The organism is Agromyces binzhouensis (assembly GCF_004135055.1).
Taxonomy (GTDB): domain Bacteria; phylum Actinomycetota; class Actinomycetes; order Actinomycetales; family Microbacteriaceae; genus Agromyces; species Agromyces binzhouensis.
Genome location: NZ_SDPL01000348.1, coordinates 1 through 3,464, shown reverse-complemented (window position 1 = coordinate 3,464; position 3,464 = coordinate 1). Strand labels below are relative to the sequence as shown.

General features: G+C 72.5%; 3 protein-coding genes. 1 reads left to right on the top strand and 2 read right to left on the bottom strand.

The window, feature by feature from the left end:
- Positions 1-758, top strand: a 758-nt coding sequence (locus tag ESO86_RS13875; protein ID WP_207207142.1) for a VOC family protein, incomplete at its 5' end; no start/stop codon positions are given.
- Positions 759-935: 177 nt separating this feature from the next.
- Here the strand turns inward: ESO86_RS13875 and ESO86_RS13870 are convergent.
- Both ESO86_RS13870 and ESO86_RS19050 read right to left on the bottom strand, forming a co-directional pair.
- Positions 936-2,732, bottom strand: a complete 1,797-nt coding sequence (locus ESO86_RS13870; protein ID WP_242492376.1) for an aminotransferase class V-fold PLP-dependent enzyme — start codon at positions 2,730-2,732, stop codon at positions 936-938.
- Between the two features lie 61 nt (positions 2,733-2,793).
- Positions 2,794-3,102, bottom strand: a complete 309-nt coding sequence (locus ESO86_RS19050; RefSeq protein WP_165307850.1) for a hypothetical protein — start codon at positions 3,100-3,102, stop codon at positions 2,794-2,796.
- Positions 3,103-3,464 lie beyond the last annotated feature (362 nt).

The following is a 3,464-nucleotide window of genomic DNA, read 5'->3' as shown; positions in this document are numbered from 1 at the left end:
CGGCCGGCCCGGCCGCCTCGGCCGCGGAGACCCGGGCGGCGGATGGCTCGGCGACGACGCGCTCGCACCGGGACACTCCGATGGTCGCGGCCGGGCCCGCCGAGCTCGAGCACGGCGAGGCGATGTTCACCGCGTTCCGCGAGGCACCCGACCTCGTCGACTGGCCGGTCGTGTTCGCCGGGCCGACCGCATGGTTCGACACTGATTCGCTCGCGCAGAGCGCCGCCCTCGCCGCCGAGCTCGCCGGGCTCGACGGAGCCGACCGACTGCACCTCGACCTGCGCGCCGACGGGCTCGCCGTGCGCCTCGCCCGCGACGTCACCGAGCTCGTCGAGTCCGACCTCGACCTCGCGCGCCGCATCCCCGAGGTCGCCGCGGAGTTCGGTGCCCGTTCGGCTCCGTCGAAGGTGCAGACCGTCCAGATCGCGATCGCGTCGAAGGCCGACGACGCGGTTCGACCGTTCTGGCGCGAGCTGTTCGCCTACGCCGAGCAGGGTGACGAGGACCTCATCGACCTCGACGGGCGCGGCCCGAGCCTCTGGTTCCAGGACATCTCGCCCGAGAAGCCGCTGCGGCACGCGTTCCACCTCGACGTCTCGGTGCCGCGTGCCGTCGGTCGGGCACGCGTCGAGGCGGCGCTTCGCGCCGGAGGGCGGATCGCCGCCGGGTCCGAGGAGCGCGGATGGTGGACGCTCGCCGACCCCGCCGGGAACAAGGTCGACATCGCGATCTGGGCGGATCGGGAGGGAACCGGATGACCGGCCCGGCCGACTCGCGTCACGGCCGTGATGACCGTCCCGACGCGCCATCCGGAACCGACCTCGCAGGCGATCGGGAATCGAACGACGCAATGGGCGACGTCTGCTGGCTCGCCGCCACCTGCAGCGGATGCGGCGCACTCGTGGAAGGCGGCACCTGCTGGAACTGCGGCGCCGTCACGTCGTGAGGCAGACCGCCGGAAGGTCGAACCAGCGGAGGTGCTCGAAGTCGTCGGAGAGGCGCGCGGGCGCGGCATCCGTCATCGACCCGTCAGCCGGGCCGGCGGCGGATGGCTCGGCCCCCGCAGGGCCAGCCGCGAACACCCGCTCCGCCTCCGCGAGGTAGCCGGCGAGCGCCGACTCCGGCGCTCGGTCGTCGTGGTGCGGGTACACGAGCCGTCCGTCGACGTCGTACGAGACCTGCGAGAGGCGCAACGGCGGCTCGGAGGGCCCGCGCCGGTGGTGCCAGATGCCGCTCGTAGGGTCGAACGAGTAGTCGGGAAGCAGCCGCCAGCCGTCGCGCGCGACGAGCTTCACGGCCTCGACGAGGTAGTCGAAGACGCCCTCCGAGATGAAGTAGTTGAAGTTGATGCGCACCCAGCCCGGCTTGATGCCCTCGCAGCCGCGGGCGATCTCGCGTTCGAACTCGTGGGAGCGCTCGATGTCGATGCCGAGCAGGTCGTGTCCGTAGGGGCCGGCGCAGGAGCAACCGCCCCTCGACTGGATGCCGAACAGGTCGTTCAGGAGGGCGACGACGAAGTTGTGGTGCAGGTACCTCCCACTCGGGGCGCGCACGACGAACGACACGATCGACAGGCGCTCCGCCTCGAGGTTGCCGAGCACCTCGATCGCGGGCTCGTCGTGCCAGGCCGCGATCGCCCGGTGCAGGAAGTCGTCCTCGAGGGCGCGGATCGTCGGGACGCCGACGGCGTCCTTCAGCCCGAAGACGAGCCCGGCGCGGATCGACTCGACGATCGCGGGCGTCCCGCCCTCCTCGCGGTGGGCGAGGTCGGTCAGGTACTCGTGCTCGGTCGGGTTCACGAACGCGACGGTGCCGCCGCCCGGAACGTCCGGCACCCGGTTGGTCGCGAGTCCGCGGCGCATGACGAGCACGCCGGGCGTCGACGGCCCGCCGATGAACTTGTGCGGGCTGAGGAAGATCGCGTCCTTGTACTGCCCGGTCGCCAATGCCGTGCCGGGGTCGCCGTGCGTCATCTCGATGTCGACGTACGGCGCCGCCGCCGCGAAGTCCCAGAACGAGAGCGCGCCGTACTCGTGCAGCAGCGCCGAGATGCCCGCCGTGTCGCTCACGATGCCCGTCACGTTGCTCGCAGCAGAGAACGACCCGATCTTCAGCGGCCTGTCGACGTGTCGCACGAGCTCGGCCTCGAGCACGCGCCGGTCGATGTGTCCGTCGGGGTCCTGCGGGATCGTCACCACGTCGGCGATGGACTCGCGCCACGGCAGCTCGTTCGAGTGGTGCTCGAACGGGCCGATGAACACGACCGGCCGCTCCTCCGGCGGGATCGACGCGGCGAAGCGGTATCGGTCGTCGAGGGCGGATGGCACGCGCAGCCCGAGCATCCCGATGAGCTTGTCGATCGCGCCCGTCGAGCCGGCGCCCGTGAAGATCACGACCGTGTCGTCGTCGCCGCCGACGGCGTCGCGGATCGTCGCGCGCGCGTCCTCGCGCAGGCGCGTCGTCTGCAGGCCCGTGCCGCTCGACTCGGTGTGCGTGTTCGCGTAGCGCGGCAGCACCTCGTCGCGGATGAAGTCCTCGATGAACGTCAGGGCGCGGCCGGACGCCGTGTAGTCGGCGTACGTCACGCGACGCGGGCCGTACGGGCCCGGTACGACCTGGTCGTCGCCGATGACCGACTCGCGGATGCGGCGCACGAGCGCGGAGTTCCGGGCCGCGTCGAGATCGGCGCGGTCGATCCGGCGGGGTGCGGATGCCTCGTGGAGGTGGGCCACGGGAGGAGGGTAACGCCGTCGACGGCCTGCGGCTACGGTCGAGCGTCCTGCGGCGCTCCGCTCAGTCCGTGTCGGCGCGATCCTGCGTCGCCGACGATGACGACGCACCGTGCCAGTGCCCCGCGCGTTCGTCGGTCCACCGCTTGGCCCGGTCGACGGCCTCCGTGCCGCGCTCGGGCTCGGGCTCGGGCTCCGACTCGGTGTCGGGCTCCGGTCCCTGCTGGGGCTCCGACTCCGGCGAACCGTCCGCTCCGCCCTCGTCGTCCCAGACCTCCTCGGCCTCGGCCTCGACCTGCGCGTCGTCGTCGGCCTGCGCCTGCGCCTCGGCCTGCGCGTGCGCCTCGTCGTCCGACCCACGCTTCCGGATCATCACGAGCCTCCTCAGCGTCACTCGTCACACTAGGCTCCCGCCCGCCGATGGCGCGGGTCGAACGGCCCGCGGCGTCGCCATTCGTGCCATGCGACCCGTCCCCCCTCGACACGCCTCCGCGGAGCGACCAGACTGGCGGGGCCTGGAGTCGCTCATGCGAGACGAGCAGCGGGTCTGCGCCGACGACAGGAGAGCTGGGTCAGATGACCGACACCGAGACATCCGCGATGGCCGGGAATCGGGGCGATCGCGAGCGCCGGCGCCCGTCGATCGACCTCGCCGGACTCGCAGCCGCGTTCGCTCGCGCCCGCCGCGCCGACGTGCCCTCCTACGCGCCGCGCGCGTTCGACGCGGCCATGGCG

Coding starts and splice junctions, on each gene's coding strand:
- ESO86_RS19050 (WP_165307850.1), bottom strand. CDS start 3,102: ATGATCCGGAAGCGTGGGTCGGACGACGAGGCGCACGCGCAGGCCGAG.